The following is a 24,788-nucleotide window of genomic DNA, read 5'->3' as shown; positions in this document are numbered from 1 at the left end:
TACCGACTGTTTTTGCCTTACCCTTTCCGGCACAAAAAGACCGACCAGAAGGCGAACACACTGACTAATAAGACATGAAGATTACCGAGAGCAATAATGAATACCGCACCAGTTTGGGATAAAGACCTGATTCACCGATACAACCACTCAGGCCCGCGTTATACCTCCTATCCCACGGCGGTGCAGTTTGATGGCAGCTTTGATATTGAGAAATATCATCACAATGCCCACTCCAGTGCCAGGGCCATCAATCCCCTGTCACTCTACTTTCATATCCCGTTCTGCTCCCATGTCTGTTATTACTGCGCCTGTAATAAAATTGTCACCAAACACCGTGGGCGCGCCAATAGTTATCTGGAATACCTGTTTCGTGAAATAGAGATGCAGGCAGCACTCTACAGTCAGGAACAGCGGGTCGAGCAACTGCACTTTGGCGGCGGCACACCGACCTTTCTGAGCAGAGATCAGATGAGGGATCTGATGGGCCATATCCGTCAGCACTTCCAACTGACCCAAAGCGATACCGCAGACTACTCCATTGAACTGGATCCCAGGGAAGTAGACTGGCCCATGATGGGCACCCTGAGGGACCTTGGCTTCAACCGAATCAGCATGGGCGTTCAGGACCTGAACCCCAAAGTTCAGCAAGCCGTTAACCGGGTTCAACCTGAAAGCATGATTCAATCCATTCTTGATGCTTCCAGGGTCATGGCATTCCGCTCGGTACACATGGACCTGATTTACGGCCTGCCTTTCCAGACCACCAACAGTTTTATGGAAACCATCGATCGTGTGGCTGATATGGCCCCGGACAGGCTATCCCTGTTTAACTACGCCCACCTGCCCCACCGCTTCAAACCACAGCGCCGAATTAATGAGCAGGATCTGCCTGCGCCGGAAGTGAAGCTGGACATTCTGCATCAGGCCACGGAAAAACTGCTGGATCAGGGCTACATCTACATCGGTATGGATCACTTTGCCCTGCCAGACGATGAACTGGCCATTGCCCGGGAAGAAGGCACGCTGCACCGGAATTTCCAGGGTTATACCACCCATGGTCATTGCGACCTGATCGGCATGGGCGTGTCTGCCATCAGCCAGGTAGGCGACACTTATATCCAGAACAGCACCGATGAAGCCCGGTACTGTGCAATGATCAATGAACAGCAGTTGCCAGTGGTTCGCGGCCTGAAGATGACCGCTGATGACAAAGTCCGCCAGGCAGTGATTACCCAGCTGATCTGCCACTTCAAACTGAACTTCAGCGATATTGAACAGCGGTTTGATATTCAATTCAGGGATTACTTCCGGGATGAGCTGGCAAGGCTGGAGCCGATGAGGGCAGACGGCCTGATCAGTCTCAATAGCGATGGCTTGCTGGAAGTACTGCCAAAGGGAACACTGCTGATCCGTAACATCTGTATGCAGTTCGACCACTATCTCCATCAACCGGAGATGAAAGAGAAGACGCTCTTCTCAAAGGTTATCTGAGTAACACTCCGGAGCAATCACCAGGCTCCGGAGCCCCTCTCCCGCCAGTACCGACAACGACTGATCATCCCGCACAGAACCGAAACCTCTCTGCAGCTCACCGGTTTATCAGAAAAAAACTGAAACTGACGACGACTTGCCACCACTATCACATTGATTTACTTGAAACATAAGTGCAAAATCTGCCATGTCCGTTAAATACCACGAACGAAAATTTAATCCTGTGACATAAGACAATGTCAGATTGATTTTCAGGGATAAAGACACACAACCACCAGGAGCCATGACCATACCATGATCAGGGTCAGCCCTGAGCTTGATAGATGACACGGCAGATGAGAGCTCACCGGAACCACCGCAGTTTATGACGCATTGCTGAAGCAGCACCAAACCCCTACCCTGGGTCTGCCCGGTTGCGTACATACCTGATTTACACTCCGGTAACACTTTTCATACACTTGGTTTTCCATAAACAGTGTCGAATTTCGCCAAATACGACTTTGAGGCCTCTCAATGACGTCAAAGCCCAACGTCCGACAGCCGAGCCATGTGGCCTGCAGAGACTGCAGCCTCAGCTCACTGTGCCTGCCACTGGCACTGAGCATTAAGGATATCGATCAGCTGGATCACATTATCAAGCGTGGGCGTCCTTTGAAAAAAGGCGAACACCTGTTTCTGGAAGGTGACCCCTTTACCAGTGTCTTTGCTGTTCGCTCAGGGGCTCTCAAAACCTACACAGCGACCAATGAAGGTGAGGAACAAATCACCGGATTTTACCTGCCCAGCGAAATTCTTGGCCTGAGCGGTATGGATACGGATACCTATCCGGTGTCGGCCCAGGCGATGGAAACCACCATGATCTGCGAGATTCCTTTTGAGCAACTGGAAACCCTTTCCGATCAATTCCCGGAATTGCGCCGACATCTGATGCGCCTGATGAGCAAGCGTATCCGTGAAGACCAGCAAATGATGATGCTGCTGTCCAAGAAAAACGCCGATGAACGTATTGCCACCTTCCTGATTAACCTGGCCAGCCGTTTTCGTCGCCGGGGTTTTTCTTCCCAGTCGTTCCGTCTGTCCATGTCGAGAAATGAGATGGGGAACTACCTGGGTCTGGCGGTAGAAACGGTTAGTCGTGTATTTACCCGATTCCAGAAAAACGGCCTGATCTCCGCCGTGGGCAAGGAAATCGAAATTCGCAACTCGGTTGAACTCTGTGCCCTGGCCGGGGGAAAAACACTGGAACCGATTGCTACCAACGCCTGACTTTATCCTCTAAAGAAGCTACCCTTTGAGGTGGCTTCTTCCTTTTTATCCATTGACTGACAGCGGCATGCTCCCTCCCATGCATACAAACGAATGTTCATCCGTTCAGGAATATCTGCGAACGCAAATCAGAACCATCGCGGACTGGCCCCATGAAGGCATCCTGTTTCGGGATATCACCACACTGTTTGAAAACCCGGAAGCCTGGCGTAAGGCCGTGGATGTCATGGTTCAGCGTTATGAGAACCAGACTTTTGATCGCATTGGCGCGCTTGATGCCCGCGGTTTCCTGCTTGGCTCGACACTGTCCTATATCATGAACAAGCCGCTGGCACTGTTTCGCAAGAAAGGCAAACTGCCAGGCAAAACCCTCAGTGTCGAGTATGACCTTGAATATGGCAAAGCCGTACTGGAAATGCATGAAGACACCATTAAGGCCGGTGAAAAAATTCTGTTAGTGGATGACCTTATCGCCACCGGAGGCACACTGCTGGCTGGGGATCAGTTGATTCGACAAGCAGGAGCCAGCACACTGGAAGCTGCAGCTATCATCAATCTGCCAGACCTCAAGGGCGCTGACAGACTCAATGCGGCGGGCATTCCAACCTATGCCCTGTGCAATTTTGCCGGTGAGTAAAACCACCCTCAGTTCAGAATTTCAGGGATGATACGATATGTCTCTTAGATCCAGGGTTAATGTCTGGATCTGAGAGCCCCTCCCGCAGTTACAGGACGCACAGACCGGGATCTACCCGGGAAAAGGACTTTGCAAATGGGAATATGCGCCAAGGAACTAAGGCACTATGTTGTTCGCCCCGCACTCAAGCATCTGGGTATGTGGAGCCCTACTGCTGAGAACCTGCTGCTTGGTACCGCAGCCAGAGAGTCCGGGCTTGGTTTTCATCTGAAACAGGCCAATCACCAGGCACTCGGTATCTATCAGATTTCTCCTCGCATGCACCGCAATATCTGGGACCTGTTTCTGGCACCAAACGCTGACTTATCCAGCAAAGTTCGGGGACTGGCCAGCCAGCGGGAGTTTCTTTCCCACCCCCATCATGAACTGGCGACCAACCTGGTTTACGCCACCGCCATTGCCTGGCTTATCTATCACCGCTGCGGTATTCAGATCGAAGATATTGATAAAGAAGACATCACTGCCATGGCCAGATTATGGCAAAAGCACTTCCACAGCAGAAACCCCGGAACACTCCAGAGCTTCTGCGAAAGCTATCAAAAGATGATTATTGAATCAGGCTGCTCCACAGAGGAGTCAACGTACTTTAACCAGGCTGCAGCCAAACCGGCATAACAGGATTCAGCCTGCCTGCTCCCTTATCGCCTTGATGATGCTCCCCTACAACCCCTTGGCCTCAGCACATTGAACACAAAGGTCAGCATAAGGCATAACCTCAAGGCGCTGAACCGGAATTTCCTTACCGCAGGACAGGCAGAAACCGTAATCGCCCTCATTTATACGATCAAGGGCGCGGTTAATTTTACCCAGTTCAATCACCGCCTCGTTACCCAGTGCATCAATAACCTCATCATTCTCCCGTTCCTGCGCCTGCTCAGACCAGTCTGCACTGTTTTTTCGGGAAGCATCCTTTTTAATTTTACCCAGACGCGTATTCAGCTCATCCCTGCGAGCCATCAACCATTTCTGCCACTTATCATGATCTGTCATTTTGCTACCCCTGCACAAAAATACTGTAGAATCCTGCTGTTTATTCTATAAAGAATGGTTGTGTCAAAAGGTCACTCTTTACCATAAAACAACGCCGAAGAACCTTATCCCCACTCACAAAAACGGATAAGGTAATTACCAACCTGCGGCGTACTGATTCTTTCCAAAATCATGAATTCAAATAGTAGATCATTGATACCGTAAACGTAATATTCAGTTTCAATCCGGAAAAACATTTTCCCACCTGGTACATCAATTCAATGAGTTTGATGTGAACAATCTCCGTTCAGCCTGAAGCGGAGTCCAGGAGGCTGACAAAGTCCCTCCTCTTGATCTCGTAACCATTAACAGGCTGAGTGGTCGATAACCAGGCATTACATCACATAAGGCAGTCGTTTCAGCCTGTCGATGCAGGATGTGTGATTGAGCTGTCTGGCAAGTACCAGGGGAGTCCTGCCATGTCTGTTTCTCACCCGATGATCTGCGCCGGCATTCAACAGCATCCTGACAACTTTCAGGTTGCCATTGAATGCCGCCATATGCAGAACGGTATTGCCGTCTTGATCGGGAATATTCAGATCCGCCTTCGCCCGAATCAGCAGGCTGAGGGAAGCATCAAATGAGAAATGAATAAAGGACATATCAACGGCATAGTGCATGGCAGTACGGCCGGAATTATCTTTAACATCAAGCTGAGCACCTACCTGGATCAGGGCTTTCAGGCTATTGCAACGGTGTTTAAGCACAGCCAGATGCAGTGCGGTCTTACCCTCTGCGTTGGTCATGTCAAGGTCGGCATCGGAGCGAATAAACATGCGCAGGCACACATAACTGCCGTAGGTGACGGCGTCGTGTAACACCGTGTTGCCAGCCGAGTCCCTTGCCGAAAAATCCACGTTAGCCTCAACAATGACCCTGACGCACCCAAGATGGTTGCATCTGGTGGCTATGTGCAGTGCTGTCATAACGCTATTGCCGTTGGTAAAGGCCTGGATATTGGCCCCCCTTCGGATCAGGGTTTGCACGCTTTCAAGGTGCCCATGATAAGCAGCAAGGTGCAGGGCATTCCAGCCACAATTGACAAACGCCTCAACGTTGGCGTTGTTATCAATCAGGATTTCCAGACACTCACTATGGTTTCGCATGGCAGCGTAGTGTATCGCCGCTCTGCCAACGGGGGTCACTGCGTCAAGGTTCGCACCTTTATCGGCAAGTAATCGCAGGCAGTGGCCATGACCACCGGTGGCCGCATGGTGAACTGCCACCCGGCCATGCCGACTGGCTATGGTCATGTTACACCCATTGCTGATGAGAATATCCATTACCGCCCTGTGGCCGGCCTTGGTCGCCAGAATCAGGGGGGTCCTGCCACGGCTGTCCACGGTATCAATAATGCCCGGGTTCCGGGCCAGTATCCTGACACACTCACAACGGCCTTCCAGGGCAGCAATATGCAGTGCTGTTCGGTCATGACTGTCCCTGGTGGCAGGGTTTGCCCCTCCCAGAATCAATGCTTCGGCAAACTGACCGTCTTCCTGCCTGGCTGCCAGATGAAGGGCGGTATGACCATCCCGGTTAGTCAGATTGAGACCCGCACCGGACTGAATCAGAAAATTAACCACATCAAGGTGGCCATTGACCAGGGCAACGTGCAGTGGGGTCATGCCGTTATTGATGGCCGGGACATCCAGCGAAGCCCCCGCTGCCACCAAAGCCCTGACGCAACCCATTTGCCCATTGCTGGCGGCCATGTACAGCAGACGGACATGATGACCTGTATCACCGGTACGAAACAGGGCAAAGACAACACTCGGGTCGAGGGTCAGCAACTGCTGAAGCTGTGCCAGGTTTCCGGAGCGACAGCAACTCAGGGGCATTGACTCGCTGTAAGCTGAGTACTCATAGAGCTTCGCCCCACCCTCTCGCATCAGTGGCAGGGCCCAATTAAGACAGACCGGGCAAGTTCGTCTGGACAACTGTCGGCTGTTAAGCCAGGGGGTCACACATTGCTCGTGATAGCGATGGCGACAAGGGGTAACCACTACCCTGCTGTGTCCAAACAATCCAACCAGACAAATCGGACAGACATCGTTTAATGGTTGCCCTGTCGGGTTGGAAACCGGAGAAATTGAATTTTCCATCAGTATTCAGGTCACCGTGTACCCGGTTGAATTCATGGACAACCGGTGATTTCATAAACACTATTGACAGAAAAATTGTGGACTGGTTCCTGAAAGGCAGCACAGAAGCTGACCTGCCTGCTATTGGCGCACCTTGGCAATCTGATCTGAATTGAACGTTCGCATAGCCTGGCTGCACAGCCTCTCAGCTTGAGAGGCCGGGAAATTAAATAGTAATAATTTTTACCATGTCAATATCGGTATCGATTGGATCAGGAATATTCCCGGAAAAGATCGTTTGATTGTCCTCATGCTCATAGGACTTGCGCTCGCCAGAACGATCCATTTTAAGATCCTTGAAATTGAACAGCTCAGTATCAGCCATCTGGGATGGCGCTATATTTTGCATAGCCGTAAAAATTGACTCGATCCTGCTCGGATTCTTTTTTTCCCACTCAGCCAGCATGGCTTTGATATTCTGACGCTGCAGGTTCTTTTGTGAGCCACACAGGTTGCATGGAATAATCGGGAACGCCATTTGCTCAGCAAACCGTTTGATATCCTTCTCGCGGCAATAAGCCAAAGGGCGAATCACCACGTTCCGTCCATCGTCTGATAGTAACTTGGGTGGCATGGCGGCCAGCCGGGAGCCATAGAACATATTAAGAAACATGGTCTCTACGATGTCGTCCTTATGGTGGCCAAGGGCAATTTTGGTTGCGCCGATATCTTCGGCAAAGGCGTACAAAGTGCCACGGCGCAAGCGCGAGCATAAACCACAGGTGGTTTTACCCTCCGGTATCTTCGACTTAACCACCGAATAGGTATCCCTGTTAATAATATGATAAGGAACATTCAGGCCATCCAGGTATTCCGGCAGGATATGCTCAGGAAAGCCCGGTTGTTTCTGATCCAGATTCACCGCCACTAAATCAAAGGTTATCGGTGCACTTTTCTGGAGACTCTGCAAAATATGAAGCATCGTGTAGCTATCAGCGCCACCCGATAAACAGACCATCACTTTGTCGCCATCCTCGATCATATTGAACTCTTCAATAGCCTGACCTGCGTGGCGGCGCAACCTTTTTTGCAGCTTGTTAAATTCTGTCTTTGCAGTTCCGGAAAGAGAAGTCGTCATATTATCCTGAGGGAGTCTAAGGAAAAATTTGATTATAACTATCTGTCAATCTTTCACCAATCAGACCGATTGCTATCCCGTTACGGACTTTCACTACAGGGGATTCTGAAACCAGCTCAAATGGAATAAGTTATGGGATATCCCCGCCCCGGAAAGGTATCCACCGAGCCATTCAAGACCCACAACTTAAAACGGCTCAACGCCAGCAGCCACTGAAAATGGATAAAACCCGGTATTGATTAACAAAAGCAAAATCAATATATTTAAAATCAAATTCTGCATAGCAGAATAATAAGGAAATGATAACATGCCCGATGCCTATATCTACGACGGTGGTCGTAGACCTTTCGGCCGAGACGGTGGGGCGCTCTCATCGATCCGTCCGGATGACCTGTTGGGTGACATCATCAGGACTCTCATTCAGCGCAATGCTTTCGACCTGAATCAATACGAAGACGTTATCGCAGGTGGCACACAGCGGGTTCCCCGTCTGGCCGGGGTAAAAAACGCACTGAATCTGATGACGTCAGGTCAACCCCTGGAAAAATTGGCAGGCACAAGGCAGTTAACTATCCAATATGAATGACCAATATGCCACTCTGAAAGGAATAATCTTTGCCCTGCTCTCAGCACTGGCATCCACTACCGCGGGTGTTGCCACCAAGGTGGTAGCCGATGCAGTTCCCATCTCTATGGTTGTTTTGTTTCAGTACGGCATCTGCCTGCTTATTCTTATCCCTTTGCTGTTGAAACACCCTCTTCGCAACTGGTATACAAAACACCCGGTTATTCATGCTGTCCGGGGGATTTCCGGCTGGCTGTGTTTTTTTACCTACTATCTGGCGATTCAACATACCCCCCTGGTGGACGCCTCTCTGCTGCGTAACACGGCACCGTTATTTGTGCCATTATTTGTCTGGGCCTGGATAAAAATAACCATTCCGGGGGGGCAGTGGCTGCCTATTATTGTTGGCTTCCTGGGTATTCTGCTGATCTTGCGACCGGACGCAGAAGGCATTGAATACTGGCATATCGTCGGGTTGCTGTCCGGCGTGTTTCTGGCGCTTTCCATGGTCAGCCCCCGGGTCCTTTCAGGCACGGAATCGACCCATGTGATTTTGTCTTACTATTTTTTGATATCGTTTCTTAGCAGCATCCCGTTAGCTATCCTTGACTGGCAGCCTATTCCTTACTGGACACTGCCCTATTTGCTCTTTATTGGTGGTTCTATCTCGTTGACCATGTGGTGTTATACCCGGGCATTGACACTTGCCAGTGCCGTCATCGTGGCACCTATAAACTACTCCGGTGTTGTATTTTCAGGAATTATGGGCTGGCTGATCTGGAGCCATATTCCTGACGGGTTTGCGCTGACAGGAATTGTGCTGGTCATCGCAGCCGGGCTGATTACGGCGTTCTGGAACAGCGGCAGCGCCAGGCAACAATAGATGGATGTTAACCGACAAACCCCGGAGATTTACCCGATACTTCTGATTTACCTATGTTATAAATGTTTAATCCTTTAACCAGTATTGATAATGGCCTTTAATTTGCGGGGAGCGGAACTCCACCCCCTGCAGAGCGTACACAATAGTAGAAGACACACCACATATGAATGAAATTATTGACCTGCCAAGAGAGAAAGGGGGGGAGAAAGACAGGAAATTCGTTGAGGCGCTGGCACGTGGCCTGGATTTGCTGCGGGCTTTCAACCAACAGGGCGGCGTTCTCGGCAATCAGGACCTTGCCAGAATTACCGGGCTTCCCAAACCAACCATCTCCCGCTTGACTTACACATTGACCCAGCTGGGCTATCTCACCTACTCGAAGCACCTGGAAAAATATCAACTGGACGTCGGTGTGCTGGCACTGGGTTACGCCTACACCTCCAACCTCAACGTACGTAAAATTGCCAAGCCTTATATGGAAAAAATGGCCACTCAAGCCAATATCTCTGTAGGACTGACCGTACGTGAGCGTCTGTCGATGATTTATGTTGAAAATTGCCGCAATGAAAAAACGCAGGCTCTGCGCATGGATGTTGGCTCAAGATTGCCACTGGCAACATCATCCTCCGGGCGCGCCTTTCTGGCCGGCCTGTCAGACGGTGAAAGACATCAGATCCTGTCACTGATGGAGCAGCACTCAGGTGATCACTGGCCAGCCTGGCAAGAAAGCATCAGCAAGGCTATTGATGAGTATCAGGAAAAAGGCTTCTGTACATCCCTTGGCGACTGGAGCAAAGATGTTAATGCCGTTGCTGTCCCGCTCAAACTTCTGGACGGCCGGGTTATGGCAATCAACTGCGGTGGTCCGAAATACCTTATCTCCGATGAGATGATCATGCAGTCATTGGGGCCACAGCTGGTTCATGTGGTGCGGGATATTGAGGCTACCGGGGTATAACCCATAAATAACACGGCTTGAATACTGTCCTATCCTCGTTTCCATGCTCCACGTGGGAACGAGCACATAGCACTTAATTGAGATAAAATAAAAAATCGAACACACATTTCGCTGTGCAGTATTGCATATTGATTTCAACCATATCCTCAGGCTAAGATCACAAAGCACTGAAATCTTCGATACAAGAATTCAATAACAACAAAAACCTGAAACCGACTACTGAGGGCAGTAGTGGCAAGAAGGAGCAGGAGACCTTAGCAACATGCAAAAAAATCACCGTGCTTCCAGGCAGATGGAACGGCCTGTTGGAATCAGAAAATCAACTTATCTACTCACACTGGCTATTCTGGGCACCATGCCCGGTGTCAGTCAGGCCGTCAGCTGGACCACAGAAAATGATGTCAATATCTCGCTGGATACTCAGGTGAAATACAGCACCATGTGGCGAGTAGAAGACAGGGATGATGACAACCTCAATATCAATACCAATGACGGTAATTATAATTTTGATACCGGGTTAGTCTCGAACATCTTCAGCATTACCTCAGACCTGGAAGTGAGCAAAGATGATTACGGTCTGTTTTTGCGGGCCAACGCCTGGTATGACAGCCAACTGAAAGATAAAGACCCGACCGGAGATGGCAATATTTATTCCAACTCCGGCAGCGAAACCAAATTTTCTGATGACCTTAAAGACTCTGCCTCAGGAGCAAGACTTCTTGATGCCTATGCCTATCGGGATGGTTATGTTGCGGACCAACCGCTGTCCTTCCGACTGGGCCGTCAGGTGATTAACTGGGGTGAAGCCCTCTTCTTTACCAGCGGTATAAACTCTGCCAACCCTTACGATATTGCCGGGCTGCGCCTTCCGGGGGCAGAACTGCGTAACCATACATTGCCGGTGAATATGGCGTATGTGCAGGCGGGAATTACCGACAATCTCAGTATGGAAGCGTTTTATAAGTTTGAATGGGAATCTCATGAGTTGATACCCAATGGGGCTTATATGAGTACGGAGGATCTGTTTGGTGATGGGTCTTTGGGGGTTATTGAAGATTTTAGGAATTCACTTCCGGTACCGGCTGATATTTCAATCCCAGGCTTGAATGGCACTGATCGGATTTTACCTATTGCCAGACAGGGGCAGAAAATCGATGCTTCAGATGATGGTCAGTTTGGTCTTGCGCTGCGTTATGAATTTTCTGGAGTCGAAGCTTCGTTATTCTTTATGAACTATCACAGTCGTGCTCCTTATGCTGCTCTTGAAACTGGAGATCAGGCTGGTTGTTCCTCTCAGGCACCGGGTTTTCTTTCAGCAGGAAGCCCGATTACAGGCCAATATGCAGCGTTGTGTCAAGCTGGCATAACTGGGTCAAACTCAACGTTAACAGCTCTTGCAGATGGACTGTATTACCTCAATAACACCTACTATGACCTTGCATACCCTGAAGATATCCGTCTCTACGGCTTAAGCCTGTCCGGTAATATTGGTGAAACCAGTATTGGAATGGAAGTCACCTACCGGCCTAACATGCCGTTTTCTACCAATCGGGAAGAATTTGCAACCTTAGCCAGCAATGCTATTTTGGCAGGTAGAGGATCAGTGGGTACTATAGACTTGGGTGCCGCAGGAATCGTTGCCTCAGGTACAAAAACCAACCTTTACCAGCGTGACGAGCTATACACCTGGACGGTCAACGCCACCCACAATTTCGGACCAAACCTTGGTGCCGATGATGTCAACCTTATCTCAGAGGTTTCCGGTAAAATCATACCCGGCAGCATTACCGATGTGCCCAACTTTTCCAACTTAAGCAAAAACTCTTATGAGTACACACTGGTTCTGAGCGGCTCATACGACAACGTGCTGCCCGGGTTGGACTTATCCCCATCATTGACCCTCAATGATAAACTCCACGGAGACGATCAGGGGGCCATAAGCTACAGCGCCAGGGTTGCTGCAGACTACGGCAGCAATATCTCTGCCGAACTGAGCTATAACGCCTGGAACAGCCAAAGCGACCAGAGAGACCGGGACAATGTCGCCTTTAGCGTGGCGTACTCCTTTTAATCACCAGAAAAATAAAAGGCTTCGTTTTGGCAATCCGAACGAAGCCATTTTAAAAAAATAACAAAAATAATGAGGTGAACAGATGAAAACAAGACCCTTATTTTCAACGCTGGCCATAGCGGTCGGCATTACCTTTTCAAGTTTGTCGCTGGCAGCCGTTGATAACATGGAAGCCAGGCGATTAACCAGCGAACTCACCCCTTTTGGTGCAGAAAGAGCGGGCAATGAAGAGGGCACTATTCCAGCCTGGACCGGCAAACTGGTTTCTGTTGACAATGGTTACGACCCGGAAAGAGTGACACGCGTCGACCCATTCGCGGATGAAAAACCCCTGTTCGAAATCACGGCAGAAAATTATAAGGAGCATCAGGATAAGCTAAGTACTGGTATTATCGCCATGCTCGAAGCCTATCCAGATACATTCCGTATTCCGGTATATAAAACACACCGGACGTTTACAGCACCGGAGCGCATCGTAAACAATACGCTGAATAACGCCACCAGCGCCCAGCTGGCCAACGACGGTAATGGTTTTAGTGGCGCTATTGCCGGAATACCTTTCCCTATCCCGCAAAATGCCAATGAAATTATCTGGAATCATATTACCCGGTGGCAGGGCATTAACGTGGAAGGCGTGAATGAAGCGGCACTGGTTCAGCCTTCCGGACAAGTGAAGCGTGAGGTCTCCAAGTATGACGCCTACTTCAAGTATTATGATCCAAACGTAACAGCCGAGGAGCTGGACAACACGCTGTTTTTCTATCTCAGGGAGCAGATTACACCGGTACGTGATGCTGGTGAGCTGACACTGGTTAAAGAGACCGTTGATCAATTGGCAGAGCCCAGAAAAGCCTGGATTTATCTGCCAGGGCAGCGCCGGGTGAAGAAAGCGCCCACCACCGCTTATGACACACCTACCGGCTTTATACTCACCGATGAAGTCGATCTTTATAACGGTTCCCCGGACCGCTTTGACTGGCAGATCGTGGGCAAGCAGGAAATGTATATTCCCTATAATAGCTATGCGCTTGCCAGTAAAGACCTTTCGAGTGAGACGCTGCTGACTCCTCACCACCTGAATCCTGACTATACCCGTTGGGAACTGCATCGTGTCTGGGTGATAGAGGGCAACCTGAAAGAAGGTAACCGACATATATACAGCAAGCGCCGTATGTATCTGGATGAAGACAGCTGGGCGGGTGCCATTATGGAAGCCTATGATAGCCGGGGAGGATTATGGAAAGTAAATACAGCTCACCTGAAAATGGCTTATGAGATCCCCTCCATGATGTCATCGCCTACTGTCTATCATGACCTTGCTAATGCCACTTATTCCGTATCCAATATGGAAAATGGCGATGTCGGCATGCGTAATATACTGGCAGAGCAGAAGCCACTTTCCTTCTGGAAATCAGCCAACCTGCGTCGACTGGGCAAACGTTAAACTCACTGATAACCTCATCATTTCGATGAGTTTGATGTGTACAATCTCCGTGCACCCTGAGCGTCCTTCGGCTCCGCTCAGGGTGCACGGACGAAGGGTGATGGGCACAGTCTTTATTCAGGGTATGGTGTGTACGCCCTTCGACTCCGCTCAGGACGAACGGAATTTGGGCGTCATTGATAGAGGGACCCCATCAAATACATTGAAACCGTGTACCAGTGCAGCAAAGCCCTGTTGAACTTGTTCCCACGGATGAGATGTATAACATGATTATCTAACTCAGTAAGACAAGCTTGCCTTCAGGCACGCGAATGATTGCAGACTGTCGGCAGACGGCCACCAGTTTGCCGGTACTGTCCCACATCTCCCCCTCAGAACGCCATCCGCTAACATACGACTGCTGAATTTAGTGGCAATATAGCCGGGCGCAGGCTTTGCCAGACAACTCTATTTTATTACGGCCTGTATTCATTAAGCTTCCAGTTGTAACGATAACTGATCCGCCCTCTGTAGTTTTCCAATTGATGCTTTAAGTCACCGCTGGCAAATGACTTTATCTCGTTCAATACCCCATCTTTATCAATAAAGTCATCTTCATACCAATCAAAAATACTGGACAGCACCAGGCGACCATTGACCAGGGTTGCGCCTTTTTTCTGATTAATAAAGCGTCGGGCGGCTGCCTCCAGCTGTTGATCAATCCTTTTTCCCCGAAACGCATCAGGCAATAAATCAGGGCAGCCAATGCTGGCGCAGTTCAGTGCATAGTGAATCCGGGGATTGTTCCAGATGGGGCGGAGAATTCGATGCTCAATATCGTGCAGGGAGATAGTCTGACCAGCAATCATGATAAGTTCATCTCGCCAGGGCCCCATACGGAACCATCCCTTACCCAACTTGGTAATGGACTTGACCGGGTAGTAATCAAGGATCAGGTCAACGGTTAATGCGTTATACAGGTTGATCCAATAAGCCAACTGCTCGGTACGATTCAGCTTTCTGGGGTCCAGCCCGGCAAGACTGTTCAGATAAGCATCCAGACTGCCTTTTTCAGTTTTGGTAACACGCCCATACTCAACCATATACATTCCGGTTGATTCAGAGAGTATTACGTAGCGATCCAGAAAGTTCTGCCATTGTGAGTGATCAACCACCTGCTCACTACTCTGGTCAGCCTTATCCCAGTATGACCAGAGATCCGGGGATGGAACCGCCTGGACCGCAATACTGAACAATAAGAGCAAAGCTGAAACGACGTATCTGGCCATACATGGCACCTTTTTTTAGCGTTATTTCAGAGCCATCCTTTGGTGAAGCGCCTGATTAAGATCGGCAAAGAAACGGGCTACTTCAGCTCATTCAATCGCCAGTCATACTGGTACTGAATCGTACCGGTATATTTTTTCAGCCGCCGGGCATTTGCCTGAGAAGCAAACTGGCGCAGATGCAAAACAACCCCCGCCTGATCAACAAAGTCCTGTTCATACCATTCATAGATACGCGACAGCGTCAGTTTGCCTTCCACCCAGCTCATGCCTTTTTCCTGCCGGATAAAGCGCCTGGCAAGTTCATCCAGCATTGGCTCAGTATTGTCTGCGGTAAACACCGTTGGGGACAAATCCGGGCAACCGATGCTGGCACAGTTCACCGCATAATGAATACGGCTATCGTCCCATAGTGGTCTGAGAATCCGGTGCTCAATATCATTCAACGTCAGGTTTTGCCCCGCTACCTGGGTGATATCCATATCCCATGGGCCAAACTGGTACCATGGGCCAATCCTGGTAATGGATTTAACCGGATAGTGTTCCAGCACCAGATCAACCGTTAACGCGTTATAAACGTTGATCCAGTACGCTTTTTGCTCCGCCAAAGAGTATGTCCTTGGGTCCAGGGAGACCATATCCCTCAGGTATTTATCAAGCTTGTCCCGATCTTCCTGACTGACCAACCCATATCGAAAACGATTGCCACCCGGGCGAAGTGCCAGATAGGTATCCAGTATCTCCTGCCAGAGATGGTGATTGATCACCGCAGAAGACTCTGGATTGCTTTTGTCCCAAAATGCCCAGTAGGTGCTGGCAGGCGCTGCCATCACCAGGCCCGGAAGGATGAGCAGCAAGGCACCGAGAGACAATGCCTTTACTGCTCGCTTCCATAGATTGGCAAAGCAAAAACGGAGCGAGGCAGAATTGCTGAATGATACGGTCACGGGAATTCCTTCTTTTAATTATTTAGCCTTGATTATTTAAATCATACCGCAGCAATTGATTGCTGTTGATCATGGAAAGCAGTTCTTCAATATATTCTTCACCCCGGATGGAATATGCCCGCAAACCATGGGCCAGATCAGCGCCTGTGACTGGCTCCTGACTGACTCTTTTCTGCTCCCGCAGCTGTCGCAAAGCCCTGTATTGATGATTGGTGTTCAGGTTGTGCATATAAGCACGGACCGACGCCGCAACATCCTTAAACTTCTGAACTTCGTAGCTCTCTCCTGCCGGGCGAGCCCCGGGTACAATGCCGCATCCCGGTCGGAAACACCACTGACCAAAGAAGTTGTTACCCTGTCGGGCAAATCGTGAAGTCCCCCACGCGGTTTCATTGGCCGACTGAGCCAGGGCAAGAGAAGCAGGGATCATATCGACAGACGCCAGCAACCTGGCAAAAAACGGTTCATCAAAAGCTGACACATCACCAATACGGTACTTTTTACCCATATCAGCCAGCCACAATTGATCGTTCTCCGTCAGCTCTGACTGGGAAGATAACGCCATAATCCGAAGACGGTTTTGTAAAATCGTATCATTCTCTTCTTGCACCATCGGCAATAAGAAGCCAAAGAAAGCACTTTTCTTGGCCTTGACATCAACCATGCTGCTGAAATCCGGTATGGTCACAACCGGCAACGCTTCTGTCTTTTCAACCGCCACCGGTTCCGGTATTTCAGGCCCTGACGCAAACTTACCCTGCCAGTGAATCACCAAAGACAGCACAATTAACGCCAGAAAAACACCCAACATAATTTTATCAATCTTATTGAGCATGAGTACCTCAGTAAAACATCTTGATTAGCAACAGAATAAAGGCTGATGGCCAAAAAAGGCAGAAAATCCACTAAAAAACGTTCAGTTTCTTTACAAACCGGGCGAAACATGACAACACTTGAGGAGCGGCTTAACGCGGTTCTGCGATGGAAAACCTCTGCAGAGAGCCAATAATAATAACAAAGGTTAAGCGCCGGTCAGTATCAGTATCCACCACTTCAGTGGAAGAAGCGGCCTGATATCCTGCCGAACACACGGAGGCACTGTTATGATCCTAAGCCATTTCTGGGGCTTGCTTACTGAGCCCGACAACGAATGGGTCAGCATTCGCAAGAACCCGCCCGGACTGATCCAGCTCTACCTTGGCCAAATCATCTGGCTGGCAGCCCTGCCCGCCATCTGCACTTACATTGGTACTACGATGTCTGGCTGGAGCCTTCCCGGCAGCACCAATGTGGTAAGACTCACACCTGAGAGTGCCCTGTGGATGTCCATCCTTGCCTGGATGGCGATGGTCTGTGGCGTTGCGGTCATGAGTTGGTTTATCCACTGGATGAGCGGTAACTTCAACAGCGACCCGTCATTGGCAGACTGTACAGCCTTTACATGCTATACCGCCTATCCTCTGTTTCTCATTGGTATCTGCGGTCTCTATCCATCCCTGTGGCTGGCTATTATTGCCGGTACTGTGGCGGTATCTGCCACGGCCTACCTGCTGTACAGCGGTCTCCATATTTTTATGAAGATTCCTCAGGAACAGGGCTTTATCTATGCCAGCTCGGTTCTCTGTATTGGCCTGGTGGTTCTGGTTGCCATCATGATCACCACCGTGATTTTCTGGGGTATGGGCATTGGGCCTGAGTATGTGCAGAGTTATTAGTCCCAATCTTAATGATTAATTATCCTTAAATGATTCCAACATTTAGAACTCGCTCTCCGTTCACCCTGAGCGGAGTCGAAGGGTCCCGGGCACGACCTATCATGCTTGGGAGTTTACGCCCTTCGACAGCCTCAGGACGAACGGAGTTTGGAGGCTCCAAAATGTGAAATTATTCAAGGACTATTCCCAAGGCCGTTTTACACGGCTTTTTTTGTGCCTTACGGATTTTACAATCCTGAGCAATCCACTATGATTTGCGGGCAAACTCAGGGAGCAGACAAACCATTGCCGAACGACCTTCACCAAATTGAACAGCGGATTATTGAGCTTTATCAGGAAGCGGAACGCTTTTTTCAACAACCGTTTAAAAAACCTTATATTCGACTGGATCTCACCGGGGAGACAGCGGGTCAGGCGTGGATTGAAAAACATCAACTGCGCTTCAATAAAGTGCTGCTTCAGGAAAACCGTGAGCACTTTATCCAACAAACCGTCGCCCACGAGGTGGCCCACCTGCTGGCCTATGAACTGTTTGGCCGAAACATCCGGGCCCATGGCAGAGAGTGGCAGGGGATCATGACCAGGGTATTCAGACTTCCTGCCGATCGTTGTCACCGGTACGACACCGGAAGAAGCAGCCGGAAGCAGTGGCTGTATCGATGCCACTGTCAGGGCAAGACGATTCACCTGAGCACCATACGACACAACCGCTCACAACGGGGAACGGTCTATCTGTGCACCGCCTGTAAAGGGCCATTAACATTCCTCGGTAACGCCCTGGCTGCCCCCCAAAACTGCTAATAAGTCATCGCCGTATTTCTCCAGCTTGAATTGCCCTATTCCGGTGATTCTCGACAATTCAAGATGGGATTGAGGACGAGCCTTTATCAGCTCCATCAGGGTCTTGTCGTTCAGGATGACATAAGCGGGGACATTCTGTTCCTCAGCATGGCTACGGCGCCATTGGCGCAAAGCCTCCCACAATTGCTGATCATGGGCTTCCACCACAACACGACCAACTTCCCGGTATTCCTGCTCATACTTCCGGGAAGGCTCATATCGATCACGGCGTAACTGAATACGCTCATCACCTTTTAACAGTGAACGGCAACGCTCATTCAATTTAAGGGCTCCGTGACTGTCATGATCCACATTCACATACCCTCTGGCCACCAGCTGACGATAGACCGACCGCCAGCTGCTCTGATCCAGCTCGGTGCCGATACCGAAGGTGCTAAGCCGGTTATGACCAAAACGGCGGGTTTTATCAGTGCTTTTCCCCAGCAGAATATCCACAAGATGAGCTACCCCAAAGCTCTGCCCACTGCGGTAAATACAGGACAACGCCTTGCGGGTAACTTCGGTCCCATCCCATATTTCCGGTGGCTCAAGACACAAGTCACAATAGCCGCAGGGTTTATCCAGAGGCTCATCAAAGTAATTCAACAACACCTGTCGTCGACATCCGGTCACCTCACAAAGCGCCAGCATGGCATCCAGCTTTTGCTGCTCTATCTGTTGAATATGCACACTGGCACTGGAGCGGGCCTGCAGCTGTTTGAGCAGCACCACATCCTGTAAACCATAAACCATCCAGGCGGTAGCAGGCAGGCCATCCCGCCCCGCACGCCCGGTCTCCTGATAATAGGCTTCAATGCTTCTTGGCAGGTCGAGGTGGGCAACAAACCGCACATCCGGTTTATCAATCCCCATACCAAAGGCAATGGTCGCGACAATAATGATCCCTTCTTCGACGATAAACCTGTGCTGGTTTGCCCGCCGTTCTTCCGGTGAAAGCCCGGCATGGTAGGGCAGCGCCTTTCGCCCTGACTGCGTCAACCACTGGGCAGTCTGCTCCACTTTCTTACGGGAAAGACAATAAACAATTCCGGAATCTTCGGGATGCTCTTTATTAAGAAAGTTCAGTAGCTGTTGCTTACCCTGCTTCTTCTGGCTGATCCGGTAGAAAATATTGGGTCGGTTAAAGCTGTCGATAAATACCCGGGCTGCTCCAAGTCCCAGTCGTTCACGGATTTCCTGGCGGGTTCTCTGATCGGCCGTCGCTGTCAGGGCAATTCTGGGAACCCTGGGAAACCGTGTTTGCAAACAGGAGAGCTGCAGGTATTCCGGCCGGAAATCGTGCCCCCACTGAGAGACACAGTGAGCCTCATCAATGGCAAACAAAGCCACCTGAATCTGATCCAGCAGCCGCTGCATCGACTCAGTCAGCAGTCTTTCCGGCGCTACATACAATAAATCCAGATCACCGATCAGCAGTTCCCGTTCAACCTGAAGCCGGTCTTCCGGCAGCATGGCGGAGTGCAGACAGTCGGCACGAATACCCAGCTCCCGAAGACTGTTAATCTGGTCATCCATCAAGGCAATCAAAGGAGAAACGACAACTGCCGTACCACCTCTTAATAATGCGGGGATCTGGTAACAGAGCGATTTCCCTCCCCCTGTAGGCATCAATACCAGGGCATCACGGCCAGCAACGATTTCATTAATTACCTCTTGCTGGAATCCTCGAAAGGACTGGTAACCAAATGTATTTTTTAAAATATCCAGAGCAGGATCAGGCATTGAACAGAATCGCATCTGATAAAAGGGCAAGTATACGGATACTCGCCAGCATCTTCATCAAATCCTGATAGGTTCCAACAAATCAGACTATCGCCATATGTCGCCCATCTGTTTCAATACATAACTTTAAATCTCTGGATAAGTTATTGACAAATTCATCATTCTCATGGGGATTATTGTGCACCTCTATAGCGGTCAAATAATGACCAACCCATGAAGCCTTACACATCACCTTTAGTCTGTTCATGTTCTCATAAAGAAGAATGCTGACCAGCTTCTGGCCTGCGGTTGAGAATCGGTTAAAGTACGGCACCAGTTCACGAGCTGGCTTGTGTTTTAATGGGGAACACCCTCGATAACTGGCAACAATTGAAAAGCTGCCCGCCTTGGCTTTTCCCAGTTTGAGAAGATACTCGGCACATACGCTATTGGACAATGATTTTGCCGCCATTAATTCCTGACGAATGTCATTCAACGCTTTCACCCAAGCCACTACGCTTGATGTATTTTCCTGACTTTTATAAATGGCAACGGCGAGCTCTAAAAATTCACTCCCATTAGCCTGTATACTTAATTCTGGAAATACCTGACCGGCATAATCCTGGTAATTGAAATTTAAATATTTATCTAGATACTCTTGAAACTGAGCATTCCATAAACACCTGCATTCAGCTAGAACCGCTTGTTTAAGAGCACTCAAATAAGGAACACCATAATTCTTCAGCGTATCAATATGATCCTCAAGCCAAAAATCAAAAAACTGTTTTTTTCCTGAAGGATACCAGCGCAGTAAATTTGAGCATCGCACCACAATCTCTTCCATGTCAGCATGACTACCATCAGAATGGATACCTCTTATTATTAAACTTTCATTATAATCGGACACCCAGTTAAATTTACTCAACTGCCACCGCACATCATACTTACTCAAAGTAGTATCACATAAAAACACCTTATTATCTTTTAACAAAAAACCTTTTTTAAAATAGGTTTTTCTGTTTTTTGGCTTTTCTGACATAGAAGATAATAAGCTATCTTCACTGTTACAACGCCTCAACCCGCCATCATTCAGTGCCCGGGCAGCAAGCATTCCTCCGGCATTCCCGGCTATCGCTTCGATGTCCAGGAGTAGACGCTTTGAAGCTGTTGGCTTGATTTGTCTCTCTACCTGTCGTGCCACCTTACCATGAAAGTTCAGATTTATTTTTGCTTCATTCAGGCGCCAATGACCACTTTTACTCAAAGAACCAAGACTGATCATCACAGAAAAAGAACAAGGTAATTTCAGTCTTTTTGCCTTACCATCTGCACTGATATACTCATTGTAAGTCACTGTTGATGTCAAAACACACCGCCAGTCGTTTAGTTCCAAAGTATGAGTGCAGCTTGAAGATCCTGAGCAACTCATTTTCACCCCCATTTCAGAGAAGTACGCATATAGCTGATTCAACAAGCCTTGCCCAAGAAGAATTTTCAAGGAATCCGACAGTTCAGGACCCTGACCCTCAAGATATGAAGCCAACATCCTCTCAACCTCGTGATTACTGACAGATTCATCTGCAAGATTCAAACTGCACTTGTAGTCTTTAGTGTTGAACTTGTGTGGTTGAGCACCATTCGTACCTTCTTTAATAATGGTTAAATCAACCCTGCCTGCGTCATTCTGATACGATTCTTCATATTTCCTTAATCTTACTTTTTCGGTTCCCCCATTTGCCAGATAAGCCGCACAATCCCGGATGGCATCGTTATCACAAATCTTACGTGCCATTTCATGGGGAAGTGTCTCCTCAACATCGTTGAGCTTGCAGGAGAAGGTTACCGGAAAAAAAAACGCAGAAAAGCAATCTTTTGCTTTTGCCGACTGGCTTGGGATCCCTCTCATCACATCCAGTGCAGACCCGAATTCAGTACTACCCATAGGAGACCTTGCACTGGTCGACGCTGCCCCATGACCAACTCTTGGCCGGGATATCCTGCCACGTATTTCTGAACTGACTTTTCCGGCAAGTTGCTTATCACAATGCACAACATCACGTCGATTTTTAGCATACACCGGTTCCTCAGCAGGCCTTTGACGCATTAACATCGACCTCAAAGACTTAAATGGCCCTACTGATTTGCCATCCTTCATGCGCCCTTCTCTGACAGGCTTATCCCTTTTATCATCAGATCGCAAGCTATATGTTTTGCAAGGTCTACCTACAGGCTTCGGATTATCCATGCTCAATCTCCAAAGATTCGCCATACATATGAACGACATTTGATGTTTTTTGTTATACGTCCAACCCTTATCAGAGACTGTTTGGACGGCTTATGGGCTGATCACTCCACTCAATCAGACGTTAACAACCAACATTTAGTTCTATAAAAAGAAAAAAACAGTGATGCTCATTATCAGGTAACCCATCATGATAAAGGCTTCACCGGACAGACTTTTATCTCCACCAAAGCCAGAGTAAAATCCCCCCCTCAAACTTTCAGGATACCCTCTATGTCCAATACCCGTGCTTCTGTGGAGGCGCTGTTACAGCCTTTTACGGAACAAAATGAAGGAACTCTTGACTACCATGGTCTCCACGGTTTCCTGACAGCCCTGACCATCTGCCCGATAGACCTGACCGAGCAGGTACGGAACGAGAGTATTTTTGATGGTAAGGTAGAGCTTCCAGCAGCCATTGCCATTGAGTTGAATGAACTTATTGCCAGAATGCAAACGACCATCGACCGGGGATTTAACGACGAAGATGAGGGTTTTTCCCTCTCCTGCGAATCCGAAGAGCTGGAAGACCACGACGATGAAGCCCTTGCCAACTGGTGCATCGGTTTTATGGTGGCTCACTTCCTCGATGAAGACATCTGGTTCGGGACCAATGAACAGGAGGTCTGTGAACTCCTGCTGCCGATCATGCTGGCCTCAGGCCTGTTTGATGATGAACAGGAGTTTCAGGATATTCGCAGGGACAGTAAGCTCACAGAAGATATGTGCAGCCAGATTCCTGAAGTGTTGATGGAGCTTTACCTGATCTTCAACGCACCGGAAGAGAAAAAGCCTCACCCATCTGGAAAACGACGTTCATAGTTTAGTTTGACTGGCAACCAGCGATGCTTCTGGTTGCCCCTGGCTACTTCAACTATCACACATTTTACTTTTAAGAAAAGCAGCCTGGTCTTCAGAAAGGCCTGAGTGTCCGGGAAGTTTACTATGGTACCACGATAAATGGCTTTCTTTTGCCGCAGCATTGGCAAACATTTCGTACATCCGGGATCCCTTGCGAATCGTATGATCGTTTTCCCGTGAGAGAATGATTGTGTTCACCTTTTGGTATTCCACCAACTGTTTCATGGGGGTGGCTGCATCAATGTGAGCACCGAACAACCAACCCAGGGTATCGGCAAATTCGGGTAATTGTGGAATGACGACTCTTGAAGTGGTGCTGTAGGAGTCATGGTTAACCAGTGTAAGGCGTTTTTTGGTCCGTATTGCCTCATCTTCACCCAGATTACTGAGATAGCGTTCCAGAGCAACTGTGGCAACGCCGCCACCCAATGAACTTCCCATCAGTGTGATGTTGTCAATACCGGGTTGGTTCAGTGCCGTGTGCAAGACTGCCATGGCATCCTTGATTACGGTTTCGCCGGTGGCCGCAGGAGCATAGCGTAAAAGTCCTGCCCTTTTGTTGATTCCGGTGCCCGTGTAATCGTAAAGAAGAACTGGACAGCCCAGAATCTGCTGAATATTGCCCGGTGTTTCTGTGGGTTTGCCATCTGGCAGTCCATGGGATGTGCTGGCAAGCCTGTCTTTGTCAAAGAAGTTTGAGATGGTTGTACCATTCATATTGTTAAAAATGATCAGGTCTGACAATGGTGTGGACTGTCGCTCTGCGGGGTAGCAAATGACTCCGCAAAGGGTTGTGGCGTCATGGGAGAGGGTAATTTTTTCTGTCCTGAAACCGTCCTCATGGGTGGCGTTACAGGCAGAATCTATAATCGCCTGACTCTTGGCGGGGAAGTGGGCTTTAGCGGAAAACAGGTAGCAGTATTGTGCTGAAACAAGGCGGCAGCCCAACAGTTTGGATAGGCCAAGCCGGTTTTCAATCATCCATCCGGCAACTGATGTGCATTGGGATATCCCATAACTGGACAATGATGGGGAGGTCGGTTCAGCAAGTGTCAGGTGTCCACTTAAGAGGGAAGTACTCACTAAATGTGATGCCACAGGGCGGTTGCCAAAGTGTGCATTCGTGATGGGTTGTTTTTCTGGCATCTGCCAGCTTGCGGGAAATGAGGGACTCATTGTTTTACTGGTGGATTGTGCGACGGTATTCATCTGGTGCCTGATATATTGTAAGCAGGTACTCGTTAGCCTTCGTATACTTCCGACCATATAATCAGTAATTAGTTCCATCCCTTGCTAGGCATAAGACTGACGACATCCCCATGATTTGATAGAGGCAAATATTTAAAACCAAACGTCCACCTACTTATTAGTGATTTTTTTCGGGCGACTGGATGATTTGTTATGGATGTATCGTAGTACAGATGTTGGTATTTCCAACCTCAGTGATGGGTAGTGAGGGGCCTGATGGCAGTTTGTTACAGGCAGGGTGGGCTCAGTACTGTTGGAGCGAAGAAAACGATTTCATCTGGATGCA

General features: G+C 49.1%; 21 protein-coding genes. 12 read left to right on the top strand and 9 right to left on the bottom strand.

Annotation, left to right across the window (positions count from 1 at the left end):
* Positions 1–96: 96 nt before the first annotated feature.
* The 4 genes from hemN (at position 97) to ACO6UX_RS24050 (ending at position 4,069) form a co-directional block, all read left to right on the top strand.
* A complete protein-coding gene (gene hemN, locus ACO6UX_RS24065; RefSeq protein ID WP_422450860.1) occupies positions 97–1,491 on the top strand; it encodes an oxygen-independent coproporphyrinogen III oxidase in 1,395 nt (464 codons plus the stop codon).
* 513 nt (positions 1,492–2,004) lie between these two features.
* A complete protein-coding gene (gene fnr, locus ACO6UX_RS24060) occupies positions 2,005–2,757 on the top strand; it encodes a fumarate/nitrate reduction transcriptional regulator Fnr (RefSeq protein WP_422450859.1) in 753 nt (250 codons plus the stop codon).
* Positions 2,758–2,836: 79 nt separating this feature from the next.
* On the top strand, positions 2,837–3,394 hold the full coding sequence (locus tag ACO6UX_RS24055) for an adenine phosphoribosyltransferase (RefSeq protein ID WP_422450858.1): 558 nt from the start codon (positions 2,837–2,839) through the stop codon (positions 3,392–3,394).
* A gap of 135 nt (positions 3,395–3,529) precedes the next feature.
* Positions 3,530–4,069: a hypothetical protein gene (locus tag ACO6UX_RS24050; RefSeq protein WP_174783948.1), complete on the top strand. Its 540-nt coding sequence runs from the start codon at positions 3,530–3,532 to the stop codon at positions 4,067–4,069.
* Between the two features lie 45 nt (positions 4,070–4,114).
* Here the strand turns inward: ACO6UX_RS24050 and ACO6UX_RS24045 are convergent, their stop codons facing one another.
* The 3 genes from ACO6UX_RS24045 to ttcA form a co-directional block, all read right to left on the bottom strand.
* On the bottom strand, positions 4,115–4,444 hold the full coding sequence (locus ACO6UX_RS24045; protein WP_101748834.1) for a TraR/DksA family transcriptional regulator: 330 nt from the start codon (positions 4,442–4,444) through the stop codon (positions 4,115–4,117).
* 374 nt (positions 4,445–4,818) lie between these two features.
* Complete coding sequence (locus ACO6UX_RS24040) at positions 4,819–6,585, bottom strand: ankyrin repeat domain-containing protein (RefSeq protein ID WP_422450857.1); 1,767 nt, start codon at positions 6,583–6,585, stop codon at positions 4,819–4,821.
* A gap of 205 nt (positions 6,586–6,790) precedes the next feature.
* Complete coding sequence (ttcA, locus tag ACO6UX_RS24035; RefSeq protein WP_422450856.1) at positions 6,791–7,702, bottom strand: tRNA 2-thiocytidine(32) synthetase TtcA; 912 nt, start codon at positions 7,700–7,702, stop codon at positions 6,791–6,793.
* 307 nt (positions 7,703–8,009) lie between these two features.
* On the opposite strand from ttcA, the gene ACO6UX_RS24030 reads away from it, so the two are divergent.
* From ACO6UX_RS24030 to ACO6UX_RS24010, 5 genes are all read left to right on the top strand, one after another.
* Entirely contained in the window at positions 8,010–8,288 is a 279-nt protein-coding gene (locus tag ACO6UX_RS24030; RefSeq protein WP_422450854.1) for a hypothetical protein, read from the top strand.
* Positions 8,281–9,150, top strand: a complete 870-nt coding sequence (locus ACO6UX_RS24025; protein ID WP_422450853.1) for a DMT family transporter — start codon at positions 8,281–8,283, stop codon at positions 9,148–9,150. Before ACO6UX_RS24030 ends, ACO6UX_RS24025 begins: the two co-directional genes overlap by 8 nt.
* Before the next feature lie 163 nt (positions 9,151–9,313).
* Entirely contained in the window at positions 9,314–10,108 is a 795-nt protein-coding gene (locus ACO6UX_RS24020) for an IclR family transcriptional regulator (protein WP_422450852.1), read from the top strand.
* A gap of 262 nt (positions 10,109–10,370) precedes the next feature.
* Positions 10,371–12,179 carry a DUF1302 domain-containing protein gene (locus ACO6UX_RS24015; RefSeq protein WP_422450851.1) on the top strand — a complete coding sequence of 603 codons (1,809 nt, stop codon included), beginning with the start codon at positions 10,371–10,373 and terminating at the stop codon, positions 12,177–12,179.
* An 82-nt stretch (positions 12,180–12,261) separates the two neighbouring features.
* Entirely contained in the window at positions 12,262–13,623 is a 1,362-nt protein-coding gene (locus tag ACO6UX_RS24010) for a DUF1329 domain-containing protein (RefSeq protein ID WP_422450850.1), read from the top strand.
* Positions 13,624–14,078: 455 nt separating this feature from the next.
* Here the strand turns inward: ACO6UX_RS24010 and ACO6UX_RS24005 are convergent, their stop codons facing one another.
* The 3 genes from ACO6UX_RS24005 to ACO6UX_RS23995 all read right to left on the bottom strand — a co-directional run bounded on the left by ACO6UX_RS24005 (position 14,079) and on the right by ACO6UX_RS23995 (position 16,670).
* Positions 14,079–14,891: a DUF547 domain-containing protein gene (locus tag ACO6UX_RS24005; protein ID WP_422450848.1), complete on the bottom strand. Its 813-nt coding sequence runs from the start codon at positions 14,889–14,891 to the stop codon at positions 14,079–14,081.
* A 77-nt stretch (positions 14,892–14,968) separates the two neighbouring features.
* Positions 14,969–15,835 (bottom strand): DUF547 domain-containing protein, encoded by an 867-nt coding sequence (locus ACO6UX_RS24000; protein WP_422450847.1) that lies wholly within the window; start codon positions 15,833–15,835, stop codon positions 14,969–14,971.
* Positions 15,836–15,857: 22 nt separating this feature from the next.
* A complete protein-coding gene (locus tag ACO6UX_RS23995) occupies positions 15,858–16,670 on the bottom strand; it encodes a glucosaminidase domain-containing protein (RefSeq protein WP_422450845.1) in 813 nt (270 codons plus the stop codon).
* Positions 16,671–16,938: 268 nt separating this feature from the next.
* On the opposite strand from ACO6UX_RS23995, the gene ACO6UX_RS23990 reads away from it, so the two are divergent.
* Entirely contained in the window at positions 16,939–17,550 is a 612-nt protein-coding gene (locus ACO6UX_RS23990; protein WP_422450843.1) for a Yip1 family protein, read from the top strand.
* A 249-nt stretch (positions 17,551–17,799) separates the two neighbouring features.
* Complete coding sequence (locus ACO6UX_RS23985) at positions 17,800–18,351, top strand: SprT family zinc-dependent metalloprotease (RefSeq protein WP_422450842.1); 552 nt, start codon at positions 17,800–17,802, stop codon at positions 18,349–18,351.
* Here ACO6UX_RS23985 and recQ read toward each other — a convergent pair.
* Entirely contained in the window at positions 18,307–20,133 is a 1,827-nt protein-coding gene (gene recQ / locus ACO6UX_RS23980) for a DNA helicase RecQ (RefSeq protein WP_422450840.1), read from the bottom strand. The two genes, ACO6UX_RS23985 and recQ, sit on opposite strands and share 45 nt — an antisense overlap.
* Positions 20,134–20,215: 82 nt before the next feature.
* Entirely contained in the window at positions 20,216–22,357 is a 2,142-nt protein-coding gene (locus ACO6UX_RS23975) for a hypothetical protein (protein ID WP_422450839.1), read from the bottom strand.
* Between the two features lie 270 nt (positions 22,358–22,627).
* Between ACO6UX_RS23975 and ACO6UX_RS23970 the strand changes: the two genes are divergently transcribed.
* Positions 22,628–23,215 carry a YecA family protein gene (locus ACO6UX_RS23970; protein ID WP_422450837.1) on the top strand — a complete coding sequence of 196 codons (588 nt, stop codon included), beginning with the start codon at positions 22,628–22,630 and terminating at the stop codon, positions 23,213–23,215.
* Between the two features lie 48 nt (positions 23,216–23,263).
* On the opposite strand, the gene ACO6UX_RS23965 is transcribed toward ACO6UX_RS23970, so the two are convergent.
* Positions 23,264–24,463: an alpha/beta hydrolase family protein gene (locus tag ACO6UX_RS23965; protein WP_422450835.1), complete on the bottom strand. Its 1,200-nt coding sequence runs from the start codon at positions 24,461–24,463 to the stop codon at positions 23,264–23,266.
* Positions 24,464–24,788 lie beyond the last annotated feature (325 nt).

The sequence above is a fragment of the Endozoicomonas sp. ALB091 genome (genome assembly GCF_049310265.1).
Taxonomy (GTDB): Bacteria; Pseudomonadota; Gammaproteobacteria; order Pseudomonadales; family Endozoicomonadaceae; genus Endozoicomonas.
This window is presented reverse-complemented; position numbering and strand designations above follow the sequence as displayed.